This is a genomic window from Gelidibacter algens (assembly GCF_001678675.1).
In the GTDB taxonomy this organism is placed as follows: Bacteria; Bacteroidota; Bacteroidia; order Flavobacteriales; family Flavobacteriaceae; genus Gelidibacter; species Gelidibacter algens.
This window is the reverse complement of the sequence record NZ_LZRN01000008.1, coordinates 38,823-56,214: the sequence shown is the minus strand read 5'-3', so window position 1 is coordinate 56,214 and position 17,392 is coordinate 38,823. Positions and strand designations below refer to the sequence as shown.

Genomic DNA, 17,392 nt, shown 5'->3' with positions numbered 1-17,392 from the left:
ATATTATCACAAAAAGCTCCTTTTATCAAGGGGCTTTTTTTATTTTTAACGAAAATTTGCAGATGATTAATAAAATTAAAGTTTCACTATGGCTCATGTTATGTTTGCCACTCTATTTATCTGCACAAGAAAAATATACGTTAAGCGGAAAAATTACAGATCAACGCAGTAATGAGACCTTGATTGGTGTCAATATTATTTTCCCAGAACTCCAAACCGGAACTATAACTAATGAATATGGCTTCTACTCCATAACCTTAGCAAAAGGAACTTATAATTTTCAAATCAGTTATTTAGGGTTTAACAGTATTTCTGAAACGATAACCATTGATGAAAATAAAACCTTGAATTATAAACTTACAGAATCGACTGAAAGTTTAGAAGAAATTATCATCACAGAAAATGTTGAGAAGTTGAACATTCGAAAACCTCAAATGAGTGTCAATTCACTTTCCATAAATACCATCAAACAAATGCCCGCGGTGTTGGGAGAAGTAGATGTGATTAAATCCATTACATTATTACCTGGTGTTACCAACGCTGGCGAGGGCTCTTCCGGATTCAATGTGAGAGGTGGCGCGGTAGATCAAAATTTGATTCTCTTGGATGAAGCGACCATTTTTAATTCGTCCCATCTTTTTGGGTTGTTTTCTGTATTTAATCCAGATGCGATTAAAGACCTCAAACTTTATAAAGGTGGCATTCCTGCAAAATATGGTGGACGTGTTTCTTCCGTCTTGGACATTTATCAAAAAGAAGGCAACAGTAATGAATATCAGATGAGTGGTGGTATCGGTATTGTCTCAAGCCGACTGTTGGTCGAAGGTCCGCTTAAGAAAGAAAAAGCATCCTTTTTATTTGGTGGGCGCTCTAGTTATGCGCATTTGTTTTTACCCCTTTTCGACATCAATAGTAAAGCCTATTTTTACGATCTAAATACCAAGCTGAGCTGGAATATCAATCAAAACAACAACATTTATCTTTCAGGTTATTTTGGAAGGGATGTTTTTGAAATATCAGATAGTTTTGAGAACACCTATGGCAATACCGTTCTAAATTTTAGATGGAATCATCTGTATTCTGATAAATTGTTTTCAAATTTATCCCTCATTTACTCTGACTATTATTATGGACTTGCACTCAATTTTGTTGAATTTGATTGGAAATCTGGAATTAAAAACTTTAATCTTAAATACGATTTCAAACATTATATCACTTCAAATTTTAAATTGGAGTATGGATTAAACAGTCTTTATCTCACATTCAATCCGGGAGAAATAAAGCCAACTACTGAAACTTCTGGTATCAACCCTTATGATCTCATCAAAAAATATGCGTTTGAAAATGCCATTTATATAGATGCAGAACACGAGCTGAGCCAAAGGTTTGCAGTATCGTATGGTTTAAGATTGAGTACATTCCATCGCCTTGGGCAAAAAGAATTGAATAGTTATGAAAATGACCACGCTGTGAATTTTAATGAGGAGCTCCAAATTTATGAAAAAGCAGAAGCTATTGGCATAAACAGATATGACCGATCTGATGTGATAGAATCGTTTATGAATTTAGAACCGCGTTTGGCTATGGCCTATCAGCTCAATGAAAATACTTCTATAAAAGCGAGTTATAATAGAATGAGCCAATATTTACATCTACTTTCCAACACCAGTTCTCCCACCCCTTTAGATGTTTGGGCTCCCAGCGGCAAGTATATCAAACCACAATTATTAGATCAGATTGCGCTAGGCTATTTCAAAACATTTAAGAACAATAAGTATTCATTGGAAGTTGAAACCTTTTACAAAGACATTAAAAACCGAATAGACTATATAGATGGCGCCAACCTTATTGCCAATGATGCTATTGAGCAAGTCATATTAAATGGAAAGGCAAGAGCTTACGGATTAGAGGTTTTATTGAGAAAAAATGAAGGCCGATTAAAAGGATGGATTGCCTATACCCTATCAAAGTCAGAACAACAAACTCCGGGAAGAACCGCCTTGGAAACGGGAATCAATAATAGCCAGTGGTACAATACCCCTTATGATAAAACCCACGATATTTCTATAACATCTAGTTATGACCTTGATGATAAGTGGAGTTTCAGCAGCAATTTTATTTTCCAGACCGGACAGCCTACAACCTTTCCAAATGGGCAGTATCAATACAATGGTATCACTATTCCAAATTACGAGCCGAGAAACTCTAGCCGTTTAACAAGTTATCATCGCTTAGACCTCTCAGTGAATTACAATCCTAACCCAAATTCAACCAAAAGATGGAAGGGCGAATGGGTTTTTGGTGTGTATAATGTGTATGGCCGCAAAAACGCAGCCTCTATAACCTTTAGAGAAAATAGGGATACTGGTGCCAATGAGGCGAACCGTCTGGCGCTATTTGGAATCATTCCCTCAGTTTCTTACAATTTTAAATTCTAAAGATGAGAAAGTATATATTTTTATTAAGTTTTTTACTTCTCCAAACGTCATGTGAAGATGTCATAGAGGTCGATCTAAACAATGCCGATCCGAAATTGGTTATTGAAGCGTCCATAAACTGGTACAAAGGTACTTCTGGAAATGAGCAAGCTATTAAATTATCACTCACAGCTCCTTATTTTGATGTAACCATTCCGCCAGCAAACGGTGCAACTGTGACGGTTACAGACCAAAATAATACGCTCTATACTTTTACTGAAGAAGGCACTACGGGCATCTATAAAAATTACAATTTTATACCTCAAATTAATACCTCCTATAAGCTTAGCATCACATATAATGACGAAGTTTACAGCGCTACTGAAACGTTTGTAGCTGTGGTGCCAATAGATTTTGTAGATCAAAACAATGAAGGTGGATTTTCAGGCGATGAAATTGAATTGAAAGCCTATTACACAGATCCTGCAGATGAAACCAACTTCTATTTTTTCGAATTTAGAAGTAATATTCCTGTCATCCCATCCCTAGCAGTTTATGAGGATAGGTTTAACAACGGCAATCAAATATTCGGTTTTTACACAGAGGAGGATTTGGAAGTTGGAGACCAGGTTACGATCAGGAATTTTGGAGTTTCAGAACGCTTTTACAACTATATGTTCATCTTGCTCCAACAAAATAGCGATGCCAGCGGTGGACCTTTTGAAACCCAACCCTCAGTGGTTAAGGGTAATTGCGTGAATGAAACAAACCCTGAGAATTTTCCATTAGGATATTTTAGACTTTCAGAAGTTTCTGAGCTCGTTTATACCGTGCAATAAATATGTGCTTTGGCTTTATAATTTTTTTGCTCAAAATGGTCCTTATCTGTCAGGGAGTAGGCATACTGTTCTCATTATCTTACTAACCAAAACACCAGTGCCGACGCAATAAAAAAATTCGTATTTTTGAACTATGCAATTCCATAAAATCACAGAAGACTATTAACGCTACGATCATCTATAAAAACAAGTGTTTGAAATTTGATTACAACAAAAACATTCACGCATGAAAGCTGGAACCTCTCAAAAATTAATAGGAAGAAGTATTAAGATGATCGTGAAAGAGCTTAATATTATCTTACAGCAACCACAAGAACTTTTAAGAATTCACAACACTTTGTGAGCTCAGCAATTCAAAACTATACGCATGGAAACTAAGAGAACCAATAAAGACTTACTTGTTAAAGGGATTCAAAATATGGGTATCTGTGTGGTGTTAATGTTTTTGGGACCAACAATGCTGCACCTTGCGTTCAGCAATCCTGACAAGCCTACCTACATATTAGTGCTCATTATTGCAATTGTACTGTGCCTTGGCGCTATTTTCTTCCTTTTCAGAGGTATCTACATTATTATGCAGAGTTTATTTAAAAATTAAAATACAGTATCATCCTATAGTAACTTGGAAGAATGCGCAACTATAGATTTCCATTATAATTTATGTTAATCATGAATATTTTCTTAATTTTTAGAAGTACGATCAATATAAGATAATACAAAGAAAAGACTGCTTGAACATTCTAACCTCGATTTTAATCAGTTCACGCTCTACTTCTAGTTACTACTTTAGATAGTTTCGAAACCTAGTAACTATTGGTTCTTCAAAAACGTCACTTATTAATCTTAAAACTATGTCCTAGTTATAAATTTCATTTGGAAATCTCCTGACAAAACCAAATCCTTTCCTGATTTATAGTGCTAAGACACATTGTGAGAGAACACATTCAAGCCGATAGAGTGAAATAGAATCTAGCGTGGAATGTTTTTTGACCTAAACGAACCTTACAAAAACAGCAGTTTGAGTGTTAAGAACAAATTTTAGCATCTTTACAAAAGTCAAATTATGCTTCTTTAGATTAACAACAAGCTCAATCAAAAAATAATTGGTTTTAATTATCATGATTATAATTTGTGAACATATACAAACAAAAAAGTCCCCAACAAATAAATGTTGGGGACTCTCTAAAAAAGGCGACGACCTACTCTCCCACGAGATGCAGTACCATCGGCGCAAACGGGCTTAACTTCTCTGTTCGGAATGGTAAGAGGTGAGCCCCGTCGCTATAACCACCTTAAGTCATAGCTGCGGCGTAATGAAATGTATCATTACCTACAGCGTCACAAATGCATGTGACAAATATCTTGACATATTGAAAAAAGCACGCTAAGCGTGGATATACATAAAAAAAACAGTTGTACTCTAATAAAAAACAGGCGTACAATAAGCCTATGGGCTATTAGTACCACTCGGCTATGACATTACTGCCTTTACACCTATGGCCTATCAACGTGGTAATCTTCCACGGCCCTTTAAAGAAATCTCATCTTGTGGTGGGTTTCGCGCTTATATGCTTTCAGCGCTTATCCCTTCCGAACGTAGCTACCCAGCAATGCCACTGGCGTGACAACTGGTGCACCAGAGGTTCGTCCAACTCGGTCCTCTCGTACTAGAGTCAGATCCACTCAAATTTCTAACGCCCACAGTAGATAGAGACCGAACTGTCTCACGACGTTCTGAACCCAGCTCGCGTGCCACTTTAATGGGCGAACAGCCCAACCCTTGGGACCTTCTCCAGCCCCAGGATGTGACGAGCCGACATCGAGGTGCCAAACCCCCCCGTCGATATGAGCTCTTGGGGGAGATCAGCCTGTTATCCCCGGCGTACCTTTTATCCTTTGAGCGATGGCCCTTCCATGCGGAACCACCGGATCACTATGCTCTACTTTCGTACCTGATCGACCTGTATGTCTCTCAGTCAAGCTCCCTTATGCCATTGCACTCTGCGCACGGTTACCAAGCGTGCTGAGGGAACCTTTAGAAGCCTCCGTTACTCTTTTGGAGGCGACCACCCCAGTCAAACTACCCACCAAGCACTGTCCCCTTTGTTCAAGGGTTAGACTCTAGACAAGCAAAGGGTGGTATTTCAACAATGACTAACCTACGCCTGGCGACGCAGGATCGAAGTCTCCCACCTATCCTACACATTACTTATCCAAAACCAATACTAAGCTATAGTAAAGGTGCACGGGGTCTTTTCGTCCCACTGCGGGTAATCGGCATCTTCACCGATACTACAATTTCACCGAGCTCATGGCTGAGACAGTATCCAGATCGTTACACCATTCGTGCAGGTCGGAACTTACCCGACAAGGAATTTCGCTACCTTAGGACCGTTATAGTTACGGCCGCCGTTTACTGGGGCTTCAATTCAGATCTTCGCCGAAGCTAAACCCTCCTCTTAACCTTCCAGCACCGGGCAGGTGTCAGGCCCTATACATCATCTTTCGATTTAGCAGAGCCCTGTGTTTTTGATAAACAGTCGCCTGGATCTTTTCACTGCGGCCCCACCGGAGTGGGGCGACGCTTCTCCCGAAGTTACGCGTCAATTTTGCCTAGTTCCTTAGCCATGAATCTCTCGAGCACCTTAGAATTCTCATCCCAACTACCTGTGTCGGTTTGCGGTACGGGCTGCTTCACTCGCTTTTCTTGGAAGTCGCTTTTCTGGATTATCACCTTGGCCGTAGCCTCAGTGTACTATCGCGGCATTACTGCTCGCTTCAACGTGCTATTCCGTCAGCACGCACCAAATATACGCCTCCGTCACTTTTAACGTGAGCAGGTACCAGAATATTAACTGGTTGTCCATCCACTTCCCCTTTCGGGTTCGCGTTAGGCCCCGACTAACCCTCAGCTGATTAGCATAGCTGAGGAAACCTTAGTCTTTCGGTGTGCGGGTTTCTCGCCCGCATTATCGTTACTTATGCCTACATTTTCTTTTGTAGCTTCTCCAGCATGCCTCACAGCACACCTTCGACGACACTACAATGCTCCCCTACCATCCCGTAAAAACGGGATCCATAGCTTCGGTAATATGTTTATGCCCGATTATTATCCATGCCGAACCGCTCGACTAGTGAGCTGTTACGCACTCTTTAAATGAATGGCTGCTTCCAAGCCAACATCCTAGCTGTCTAAGCAGTTCAACCTCGTTATTTCAACTTAACATATATTTGGGGACCTTAGCTGATGGTCTGGGTTCTTTCCCTCTCGGACCTGGACCTTAGCACCCAGGCCCTCACTGCTGACCAACATTTTATAGCATTCGGAGTTTGTCAGGAATTGGTAGGCGGTGAAGCCCCCGCATCCAATCAGTAGCTCTACCTCTATAAAACTATAAATCAACGCTGCACCTAAATGCATTTCGGGGAGTACGAGCTATTTCCGAGTTTGATTGGCCTTTCACCCCTACCCACAGGTCATCCGAAGACTTTTCAACGTCAACCGGTTCGGTCCTCCATTTAGTGTTACCTAAACTTCAACCTGCCCATGGGTAGATCACACGGTTTCGCGTCTACCGCTACCAACTAAAGCGCCCTATTCAGACTCGCTTTCGCTACGGATCCGTGGCTTAACCACTTAACCTCGCTGGCAACGGTAACTCGTAGGCTCATTATGCAAAAGGCACGCCGTCACCCCCTAAAGGGCTCCGACCGCTTGTAAGCGTATGGTTTCAGGTTCTATTTCACTCCCTTATTCAGGGTTCTTTTCACCTTTCCCTCACGGTACTGGTTCACTATCGGTCTCTCAGGAGTATTTAGCCTTAACGGATGGTCCCGCCAAATTCATACAGGGTTTCACGTGCCCCGCACTACTCAGGATACCACTATCTATGCAGTCTTTACCTATACCGGGCTATCACCGTCTCTGGCCCCTCTTTCCAAAGGGTTCTAATTCATCGTGCTTCGAATCTCGTGGTCCTACAACCCCGGCACTGCCGTAACAGTGCCGGTTTGGGCTAATCCGCGTTCGCTCGCCACTACTTACGGAATCACTTTTGTTTTCTTCTCCTCCGGGTACTTAGATGTTTCAGTTCTCCGGGTTTGCCTCCTTTGCAGGATACCATATCTTCAATATGGTGGGTTGCCCCATTCGGATATCTGCGGATCGATTTGTATGTGCCAATCCCCGCAGCTTTTCGCAGCTTATCGCGTCCTTCATCGCCTCTGAGAGCCTAGGCATTCCCCATACGCTCTTATGTAGCTTATTGTACTTTTGTCTTTTAATGAGTTACTATTCAGTTTACAGTTTTTAGTCGCGGTTTTCGGTACAAGTACCAAACACTGATCTTAAATCTCATAAACCAAACTTTATTAGATTGATTAAAAGCTCGTAAACCCTAATCAATCTAAATGTTACTTTATTACAGTCCTAAAACTGTAACAGTAATATTTTTTATGTATCTTTTTTCAATATGTCAATGAACGTTTAAAAGTATTAAGACTTTTAGTATTAAGTATTAAGACGAATCTTGATACTTTGTACTTATATCTCTGTACTTTTTAGTGGAGAATATCGGAGTCGAACCGATGACCTTCCCGTTTTCGGGACGCTCCAGCACCCTATTTGTGCCGAGTCTCTATTCAATATGTAATGAACTTACAGATCTCTCTGTGAGATACCCGTTTTCACGGGTACTTTGGTGGAGAATATCGGAGTCGAACCGATGACCTCCTGCGTGCAAGGCAGGCGCTCTAGCCAGCTGAGCTAATCCCCCAATTTGGAATTCAGAATTTTTGAATTCAGAATTACGAATTTAGAATTCTCTAGCTTCCAGAATTTCCTTTCTATAGTAGTTAGTAGTCTCAGGCAGACTCGAACTGCCGACCTCTACATTATCAGTGTAGCGCTCTAACCAGCTGAGCTATGAGACTGTTTTAAAATCTCTAAACCTGACCTCAAGTCATTATCGTCGATAAAAACTTAAAAGAGCGCTGCGCTCCCCGTCCGAACGTGCCTTTTCGGCGCGGGCGGGTAACCAGCTGAGCTATGAGACTCTACTATAGTATATTATTAAATTAACAGCGGGAGAACAAAACATCCCTTTTCCAATCACTCTTACTTCCTTGGCCGTCTTTCTCTAGAAAGGAGGTGTTCCAGCCGCACCTTCCGGTACGGCTACCTTGTTACGACTTAGCCCTAGTTACCAATTTTACCCTAGGCCGCTCCTTGCGGTGACGGACTTCAGGCACTCCCGGCTTCCATGGCTTGACGGGCGGTGTGTACAAGGCCCGGGAACGTATTCACCGCATCATGGCTGATATGCGATTACTAGCGATTCCAGCTTCACGGAGTCGAGTTGCAGACTCCGATCCGAACTGTGATGGGGTTTATAGATTCGCTCCTGGTCGCCCAGTGGCTGCTCTCTGTCCCCACCATTGTAGCACGTGTGTAGCCCAGGACGTAAGGGCCGTGATGATTTGACGTCATCCCCACCTTCCTCACAGTTTGCACTGGCAGTCTTGCTAGAGTTCCCGACATGACTCGCTGGCAACTAACAACAGGGGTTGCGCTCGTTATAGGACTTAACCTGACACCTCACGGCACGAGCTGACGACAACCATGCAGCACCTTGTAAATTGCCCGAAGGAAAGTCTATCTCTAAACCTGTCAATCTACATTTAAGCCCTGGTAAGGTTCCTCGCGTATCATCGAATTAAACCACATGCTCCACCGCTTGTGCGGGCCCCCGTCAATTCCTTTGAGTTTCATTCTTGCGAACGTACTCCCCAGGTGGGATACTTATCACTTTCGCTTAGCCACACAGACCGAAGTCCGTACAGCTAGTATCCATCGTTTACGGCGTGGACTACCAGGGTATCTAATCCTGTTCGCTCCCCACGCTTTCGTCCATCAGTGTCAATACATTGTTAGTGATCTGCCTTCGCAATCGGTATTCTATGTGATATCTATGCATTTCACCGCTACACCACATATTCTAACCACTTCACAATGATTCAAGACAACCAGTTTCAAAGGCAATTCTACAGTTGAGCTGCAGGATTTCACCTCTGACTTAATCGTCCACCTACGGACCCTTTAAACCCAATGATTCCGGATAACGCTTGGATCCTCCGTATTACCGCGGCTGCTGGCACGGAGTTAGCCGATCCTTATTCCTACAGTACCGTCAAGCCCCGACACGTCGGGGTGTTTCTTCCTGTATAAAAGCAGTTTACAACCCATAGGGCCGTCTTCCTGCACGCGGCATGGCTGGATCAGGCTTGCGCCCATTGTCCAATATTCCTCACTGCTGCCTCCCGTAGGAGTCTGGTCCGTGTCTCAGTACCAGTGTGGGGGATCCCCCTCTCAGGGCCCCTATCTATCGCTGTCTTGGGGTGCCGTTACCACTCCAACTAACTAATAGAACGCATGCCCATCTCTCACCCATAAATGTTTAATACAGATCCAATGCTGGTCCTGCATACTATGCGGTATTAATCCAAATTTCTCTGGGCTATCCCACTGTGAAAGGTAGGTTGCATACGCGTTACTCACCCGTGCGCCACTCGTCAGCCACCGAAGTGCTGTTACCGTTCGACTTGCATGTGTTAGGCCTGCCGCTAGCGTTCATCCTGAGCCAGGATCAAACTCTTCATCGTTAATTTTTTTGGGCTTGCGCCCAGTACTTTTCAACGACCAAAGGAAATTCAATTTTTTGGTACTCAAAATGGTTTGTTCTCTTTTTGTGCTAATACCGTTTCCAGTACTTCGCTACGCTGTCAATCCAATATGTTAATGAACTTGTTTCTTGTCTCTCCCAGCGAACTCAATCGCTAAGCGGGTGCAAATATAAAACCCTTTTCTGTTCCTCGCAATGTTTTTGAAAGTTTTTTTTGAAAGTTTTTTTTCACACTCCAATCAACTACAACAAACATTATTTTAATGAACTCTCCGCTCCCAACGTTGCCGTTTTTTGCGGCTGCAAACATACAACCTCTTTTTTGATCTGCAAAACTTTTTTTTCGAAAATTTCGCTTTTCTTTTTTTGGTCTGTACATGAACGTTTTTCCTTGCTCTCGGCGGCCTTGGCCACCTCGTTTGCGGGGTGCAAATATACAACCCTTTTTCTTTTGCAAACAACAAATTCGCCCACTTTTTTTTGACTTTTTTTCTCCGATCTGAAAATGAAGGCTTTAGGGGCCAAAAAAGCTGGCCCTGCCCTGGCCCAAGGCCGGATCGCTGCCCACGACTGTTCTTGACCCATGGTGCCGGGCCTAAAAAATATGACGGGAAGGCGGCGAAGCGTGCCGCTCCAGGATAACAAATGGCCGAAAAAAACTCAGGGATATGATATATGGGACTCTCGTTACATATATATAGGTAAGACTTTTGTTGGATTGGGTTCACGAAAAAGCTTTTTATCTTGTTTAGGGAAGAAGGCGCTGAGATTTTAAAATCTAAAATGGGGAGCTGCGGCGTAGTATCTCCATGGAATCGATCTAAGATTTTATCATGTTGACATCCCAAAGCGCCCACTTTACAATTCGATTCCCAGTTCCAGCACCTCTCAATACCATAAAGATTATGGCGGGATGGTGCCGAAGTTTGACGATCCAGGAAACCAAATACCCGAACATCATACATGCCGACTATATAATAGGACACTAATTATCTAGATATATTTAGATATACAGGTAAGACTATCGTTGGTTTGAATTCACGGAAAAACCCCGATCCCTTGTTTTGGGAACCAGGCGCTGAGCTTCTGCAATCTAAAATGGGGAGCTGCGGACCGACATCTTTATGGAATGGATCTCAGATCTTGTCATGTTGACATCCCAAAGCGCCCACTTTACAGATGTTGCCCGGGCCGCGTTAGCGATGGAGCCCCCTGCTTGAACTCTTTTACAGGCGCCGGCGGCGACTGTGAAAAGTGAGGGGCGAGAGCGCGGTGGGTTGCCCCTTCGGCAACACAAACGCCCAAATAAATAAAAGCGTCATTATAATAAGGTAAACTCAGAGCGTTGATGGATTTATTATTATTATTACTATTATTAAGCACAGTAGTTGTGAACTCATTCATATAAAACATCAATGACATTAAATGCTGAGTAATGGTTAATTGGGTACAAGGAATTTAAGTGAGCTTCAGAAAGAGGTCAATACTAAAAACTCCTTTAAATTTCGAGGCAAAAACATTTGTAAAACGCATCCCCATCAATAAACTATTTGAAGATTTACGGAATTGCATGAGTATGATTTTGAGTTTAAATAGAATGTGTCCTATAGTATAGTAAGGTATGGAAATGCTACCATTTTCACCTACTCAATCAGCTTGTGGACAGAATTGGAGATTAGGATCAGCACTATTAATTCTTAAATTATGCTATCCATCCAAATAACACCAGAGATGAACTGCCAATTCTTATCTCTCAAATGAGACAAGGCATCTCGACATTGAAGAGAAATTCTACCAAGGTCATGTTAGCAAAGGTGGTCTTTAGAGTTTAAATATTAAAGAAAGAAATTCCAAACGAGCCCAAAACGAATGGTAAAGTCTCTGTATGGATTGTTGGGAGCGGAGAAATAATCATATCCTGTAAATGACGCATTGAAATGTTCTGCCTTAATGAAAATTCGGGTCTGTCTTATTTTGGCATTGACAAAAAAGTCCAATCTCGGAAAATCGCCTATTGTGGTTTGGTTTTGGACATAAAATTCGGCCAATAAAGGATCATAGGCATCCATAGCATAGCTTGTGAAATAGTTAAGGGTAATTCCCGTTTGAAGGAAGAGTGCCTTTTTAAACAGGTGATCTGAAAAATAAATTGTATTTCGCGTTATCAATTCTGGCACATTTAATAGGCCTTCTCCATCCAAAACATTTTGATACATTATGGTATTGTCTAAAGCAAATTTACCAAACTTGAATTCTTTGGATACATTTATCTTTACGTAATTGATGGTTTGGTTTGTTTGCATTGGTTTGACATTATCAGTAATATCCTTTGCAAAATAGGTGTGGTTATTTATGGTGGTGTATTCTACTCCCGCGGTAGCGATACGATCAGAGACTAGCTTGAATCCCAAATTTTGTGATTGAATATTTTCAAAACCCGCACTATTATCCCAATTATAATTGAGATAATCACTTTGGTGGAGCAACATATTAAAATTAGGTGATTTTGAGCTGGTGTTTAGATTTGCCAATACGTTGAAATCAGAATTGAGTTTGTAAGATGCATTGAGATCTATATAATTCCCGCTAAAATCTCCGGATAGGTTTAGACCAAAGGTTCCATCTAAATGGAAGCCACCAATCGTATTTTTATAGCTGCCTCCAATTCCGAAAACACTCCCTTTTAATCTGTTTACGATGCGCTCTCCGCTAATTACCGTTATAGCATCATATCCGTAATTGTACTTGTTATAGTCGGCATTGAATTGCAATTGCCCTAGAGTTTGGTTTTGGTACTGGACAAAGAACCGATTGGAAAAATCCTCGAGCGTCACTTTGTCATTGATTTTAAGGTTTAAAAATGCCTCCCCAAAAAAATCACTACGCGCCGCTTGGGTAAATTGGTAATATTTATCTTCAAAAGAAATAGTTTGACCGATACTCAAGCTATTTGTCAAACTGTCGGATGGTTTTATAAGATTGTATTGATGGTCTAGATAGAAGCGTTTGCCCTCAAGATTATTTTCTGCATTTTCAAAATTTGGAGCAAATACTGATCGGTCAATAAATTCCGGATCTCCTGATTTGAAATTTTCAACATCTTCAACTGTCAATCCTCCGTTCTCTTCGTTAAGAATGTCTTGCATTACAACATGCGCTCTTGCTTGGTATTTTTGATTTTTCGTGATATAGTTGGTTGTAAATCGGAAATTACCAGCGCTGGTCAAGATATGCTGGTACTTGCCTAAAGAACGAAGCCCTTTATAGGCTACGGAGAAATTGAATTGTTCAGAAGTATTGACCGTGAAAAAAGCATCCAATAGCTGGCCCTGTTCAAAAGCGGTTTTATAGAACAACTCGGTCAACGGTGTTGGGACGTGGTAATAATTGATATCATCCGCTTCAAAATAGTTGAAATGTTTGGCGCGCGCCCCAAATAATGGAAGCGATCGATTGTCCTTAAAGTCATGTATGAGACGGTTGTACGTTTGCCCTAAGTTGGAAAAAGGCAGTAGTCCAAATTCGTCTTCTCTTAAGTAATTGAATTTATAGTCTTTCTTTATGGACAGAGTTGTATCCACATATGTGGTATCTCTATCAGCGCCTATAATAAGATACTGCTCAATTTTGGCAACTTTGTTTTTGTTCTTTGATTGTAGAGTGTCGCTAATTGATCCATTGCCCTCTCTTGACAATTTGGTCTGGCAAAAAATTGTACAGACATTAAAAAGCATTACAAAGACGACTATAAAAACTTTATTCATTTTTAATTATTGAGTGACAAAAATAATAATATAACTTCTATTTGGGTTGTATATTATGGAGATAATGTGAGTAATCTCATGTGCTACTCTTACAGTTGTTAAGGCGAAGAAAAACAGAATAAGATCTTCTTGCAGTAATCCGAAACCAGAAACAAAAAGTTTAGAATAATTGTTATCTAAAATCTCGACATATGATGGCAATAAAAAAACCGAACAAGATAACTTGTTCGGTCTTTTATAATAATAGTTACTATGGTTTTATTCAACTCTACGTAAATTAGCATTGTAGGCTGCTAATTTCATTTTTTTAATCTACTTATGAAAAACGCAAGTTCCATACCCACAGTTGTCTTATAAATAACAAGTTAGATTTCAACCTCTTCATCGTGAAGTTTTGATTATATTGAAGCCAAATTGGAAAAGGCCATGTCAAATTTTCCCCATGGACTTTATATCCATAAAAGATCTATTTATCAATGCTTATGACGGTGTTTACTCCTTAATTCTTTATTATTTTAAGGGAATCAGTACTTCCACCAGATAAAATTTTAACTACATATAGCCCATTTGCTAAGCTTTCTAAATTTACAAGTTCAGCATTTGTTTGAGTTAATACAATTTTTCCATAGATATCATACACCTTAATTTGATCAATAGGCTTATTAAAATTGAAATTCAACCAATCTTTTGTAGGATTAGGGTAAACTCTTAAATCACTAAAATATAAATTATCAACTGATAACAGCTTAGCACAATTGGCAGAAATAGAATTTTCATTTTCAATAATTCCTGAACTAACAATGGTTAATCCGTCAAATCCAACATAATTTTCAGGATACCTAGTGGCCCTGAAAGAGCCATTATCAGCAATTTCTTTTGTATATTGATCAAACGTAGTTCCTCCACTAATAGGGATTTTATATACCCAAATCACCTTTCCAGAGCTGTCCACCTCAGAAATTCTTCCTTTATTGGTTTCATTAATCAAAGCATTTCCGTTAGGCATGATTTGAACACCACTTCTAGAATTCTCCCGCAGTATTTCACCTAAGATTGTTCCATTATACGACCAAAAATAATCTTCTGGTGAAAATTTACCTTTATCCAAATTATATACACCATCAACATCATTTGGTTCAATTATATGAGCAGAAGACGCTGAAAGGTCAGTCCCATAAGCGTCATTACTGAATACAGAAATTTTACCTTTATGAATACCATCAGTTATCCATTTAGCATCATGTTGCTTTCCTAATGTTTGATTTGCAGCCGTTCCGCTATCGTAAACAGCGGGATTGCCCCATCTCCAAAGAAAATCGCCTCCTTTTCCGTAAATTCCACCTGAGTTTGACGCAGCCTGTGCAGTCGTTGTACTATGGTCAATTACATAAATCTCACTAGTGTGTCTAGCAGATATCATGATCTGATCTAAGTCTGCATTGTAGTCAATACCATTTCCATGCGTATAATCTACAGAATTGAAGGCTTCATAATTCATATCCAATAACTGAGGATTAGCAGAGATGCTTCCAAAATTAGGTTTTGATGAATCAAATTGCTGAATCAAGTGATCAAAAAATTTCCATTCCCAAACGATGTTAGCAGAATTTGTTCCTACAGGTTCAATTTCTATAATTTTATCTAAAACAAACCTAGATCCATCAAAAGATGTATCTTTTCCTTGTGCCAACATTTCTACGTCAGTATAAGTGTCTCTAATTAAAAGTAAAAAGTTCCCATTTGGTAAGGGTGCAATGTCATGATGAATTCTAAACCCTAAGGAGTTAAATTCAACGCTCCAAATTACATTGTTGTCCCAATCTCTTATATCAGCAGTTTCTTGATCACTTTGCCATAAATTTCCATTTTCCAACAAATAACTTTGTTTACTGTTCTTTCCAGAAAAATCCCATTGATTGACAACTTCTCCACAATTATTAATGAGATAAACTCTATCGTCAGATAAGGTGTTAAATAGAGTATAACCATCAGCTTTGGTTTCATTAATATCACTATATACCAAACCAACGGTTTCTTGAGCAATAGCGAATTCGCAAAATAATATTAAAATAAAAAGTATAGTTTTTTTCATATGTCTTAAGTTTTTCATTAAATATAAGCATAAAAAAACCGTCACAAAAATAAATTTGAGACGGTCTTTATTACTGTAAATTATAATTTATTGATTTTGATCAGTGATGAATGGATTGTTTTGAATTTCATCTAATGGAATTTCAAACTGCATTCTTTCATCATTGTAAGGTATTGGATCACCAACAAAAGATAGGTGATTAGTTCCTCTAACCGTCGTAGCCTTATTACGTTTCATGGCCAAATAACTTTTTCCTTCACCCCATAATTCAATACGGGTTTGCAAATAGATTTGATCTTTTAACGCTTGACCTGCTAATCCATCTACATAAGCTGTGTTTGGTATTCTATTAGCCAATAAAGCTTTGAGGCTTATTTTTGCAGCGCCATCGTTTCCTGCTTTGGCGTTAGCCTCAGCATTCAACAAATACATCTCTTCTATACGCATGTAAACATAATCAGCAGTAACGGTAATTGAAGTACCACCAATGGTACCCGATGCAAAAAACTTTTTCAATGGTTGCAAATTTCTTCCACTTGCTGGATTGTTCAAAAACTGCGCTTTTCTTGCATCATCAGCTGGAATGGCGTCCCATAAAGTCTTGTCAATAACTTTATAATCTCCTGCCCAACCATAACTGTATGAGTAAGCATCTAATTGACCCCACCAAGATACTAGACCTAGACCATTGTTTTCAACAACGTCTATACCCCACATCCAACTTGGATTACTGGCATCAGCAAAACCAGTGGTAGTTAATTCATCGGAACTAAGCATAGAATAAGCCCCAGAATTGATAACATCTTGGGTTAAGGTAGCCACTTCAGTATCTCTTCCACCTTTGGCACCCAAAACATAAGCTAATATTGCTTTAGCAACATCTTGGTTAACCTCATTTTTGGCAGATCTATTAAAACCTTCTAATAACGAGATAGCAGACGTAAGATCACTTTCCATCAAATCATAGATTTCACTCGCTGTAGATTTAGGTAGGTTGCCTCCTGTAGGCTCTGTATACAATGGTAAAATAGCTTCTGACGCATTATATTCTTTTTGAAAAAATTGTGTTAAGTAAAAATAAGAATGTGCACGCATTGCTTTTGCCTGACCCATAGCATATTTATTCGATACAAGTTCAGGAACAGCGTCATTACCACCCAAATTCTGTATCACGGTATTGGCAGATCTTACAATTCTATAGTAATATCTCCAAACTTGTCTGTTACTTCCTCTTGTGTAATCCAATGGTGCCTGAAACTCAGTAATGTCAGCACGATACCAACCATAAGTACTTACACTCAGTGCCATATCACCGGACAGCATATCACTAAAAAGATCATAACTCTTGTGTCCAAAATCAGTTTGGCTCGTAGAACCCCCTGAACCTGTTTGGATCATTTGGGAATAAATACCGCCCACAAAAGCCGCTGGAATCCCTAAATTGGTTTCTGAAGCTTTTTCAAGTTGATCTGCGGTAAGAAATTGAGTAGGTTGGCTATCTCCCGCCACGCCACTATTGTCAAGTATATCGCTACAACTGTTGACACTCACTATCAAGCAAGTTGCCAATGTTAATTTAATAATATTTTTCATCATCTTT

General features: G+C 40.0%; 7 protein-coding genes, 2 tRNA genes and 3 rRNA genes. 3 read left to right on the top strand and 9 right to left on the bottom strand.

The window, feature by feature from the left end:
• Window positions 1–62 precede the first annotated feature (62 nt).
• The 3 genes from A9996_RS05490 to A9996_RS05480 all read left to right on the top strand — a co-directional run bounded on the left by A9996_RS05490 (window position 63) and on the right by A9996_RS05480 (window position 3,854).
• On the top strand, window positions 63–2,438 hold the full coding sequence (locus tag A9996_RS05490) for a TonB-dependent receptor (RefSeq protein ID WP_066432011.1): 2,376 nt from the start codon (window positions 63–65) through the stop codon (window positions 2,436–2,438).
• A 2-nt stretch (window positions 2,439–2,440) separates the two neighbouring features.
• Window positions 2,441–3,256, top strand: a complete 816-nt coding sequence (locus A9996_RS05485; protein ID WP_066432006.1) for a DUF4249 domain-containing protein — start codon at window positions 2,441–2,443, stop codon at window positions 3,254–3,256.
• Window positions 3,257–3,623: 367 nt separating this feature from the next.
• Window positions 3,624–3,854, top strand: a complete 231-nt coding sequence (locus A9996_RS05480) for a DUF6095 family protein (protein WP_066432003.1) — start codon at window positions 3,624–3,626, stop codon at window positions 3,852–3,854.
• Window positions 3,855–4,442: 588 nt separating this feature from the next.
• On the opposite strand, the gene rrf is transcribed toward A9996_RS05480, so the two are convergent.
• From rrf to A9996_RS05430, 9 genes are all read right to left on the bottom strand, one after another.
• A 5S ribosomal RNA gene (gene rrf, locus A9996_RS05475) occupies window positions 4,443–4,551 on the bottom strand.
• A 142-nt stretch (window positions 4,552–4,693) separates the two neighbouring features.
• Window positions 4,694–7,524, bottom strand: a 23S ribosomal RNA gene (locus A9996_RS05470).
• A 430-nt stretch (window positions 7,525–7,954) separates the two neighbouring features.
• A tRNA-Ala gene (locus tag A9996_RS05465) sits at window positions 7,955–8,031 on the bottom strand.
• An 83-nt stretch (window positions 8,032–8,114) separates the two neighbouring features.
• Window positions 8,115–8,188: transfer RNA gene (locus tag A9996_RS05460), tRNA-Ile, on the bottom strand.
• 210 nt (window positions 8,189–8,398) lie between these two features.
• Window positions 8,399–9,916: ribosomal RNA gene (locus A9996_RS05455) — 16S ribosomal RNA — on the bottom strand.
• The 16S, 23S and 5S rRNA genes sit together here with 2 tRNA genes alongside, the layout of an rRNA operon.
• A 275-nt stretch (window positions 9,917–10,191) precedes the next feature.
• Window positions 10,192–10,521: a hypothetical protein gene (locus A9996_RS05450; RefSeq protein ID WP_066432001.1), complete on the bottom strand. Its 330-nt coding sequence runs from the start codon at window positions 10,519–10,521 to the stop codon at window positions 10,192–10,194.
• A 1,250-nt stretch (window positions 10,522–11,771) separates the two neighbouring features.
• Window positions 11,772–13,700 carry a putative porin gene (locus A9996_RS05440; protein WP_066431993.1) on the bottom strand — a complete coding sequence of 643 codons (1,929 nt, stop codon included), beginning with the start codon at window positions 13,698–13,700 and terminating at the stop codon, window positions 11,772–11,774.
• A gap of 499 nt (window positions 13,701–14,199) precedes the next feature.
• Complete coding sequence (locus tag A9996_RS05435; RefSeq protein ID WP_066431991.1) at window positions 14,200–15,810, bottom strand: aryl-sulfate sulfotransferase; 1,611 nt, start codon at window positions 15,808–15,810, stop codon at window positions 14,200–14,202.
• 69 nt (window positions 15,811–15,879) lie between these two features.
• Complete coding sequence (locus A9996_RS05430) at window positions 15,880–17,388, bottom strand: RagB/SusD family nutrient uptake outer membrane protein (RefSeq protein ID WP_083993860.1); 1,509 nt, start codon at window positions 17,386–17,388, stop codon at window positions 15,880–15,882.
• Window positions 17,389–17,392: the final 4 nt, after the last annotated feature.

What these genes read in the sequence shown, in the direction of transcription:
- A9996_RS05490 (WP_066432011.1), top strand. Translation starts at nt 63, where the DNA reads ATGATTAATAAAATTAAAGTTTCACTATGGCTCATGTTATGTTTGCCA.
- A9996_RS05485 (WP_066432006.1), top strand. Translation starts at nt 2,441, where the DNA reads ATGAGAAAGTATATATTTTTATTAAGTTTTTTACTTCTCCAAACGTCA.
- A9996_RS05480 (WP_066432003.1), top strand. Translation starts at nt 3,624, where the DNA reads ATGGAAACTAAGAGAACCAATAAAGACTTACTTGTTAAAGGGATTCAA.
- A9996_RS05450 (WP_066432001.1), bottom strand. Translation starts at nt 10,521, where the DNA reads ATGGGTCAAGAACAGTCGTGGGCAGCGATCCGGCCTTGGGCCAGGGCA.
- A9996_RS05440 (WP_066431993.1), bottom strand. Translation starts at nt 13,700, where the DNA reads ATGAATAAAGTTTTTATAGTCGTCTTTGTAATGCTTTTTAATGTCTGT.
- A9996_RS05435 (WP_066431991.1), bottom strand. Translation starts at nt 15,810, where the DNA reads ATGAAAAACTTAAGACATATGAAAAAAACTATACTTTTTATTTTAATA.
- A9996_RS05430 (WP_083993860.1), bottom strand. Translation starts at nt 17,388, where the DNA reads ATGATGAAAAATATTATTAAATTAACATTGGCAACTTGCTTGATAGTG.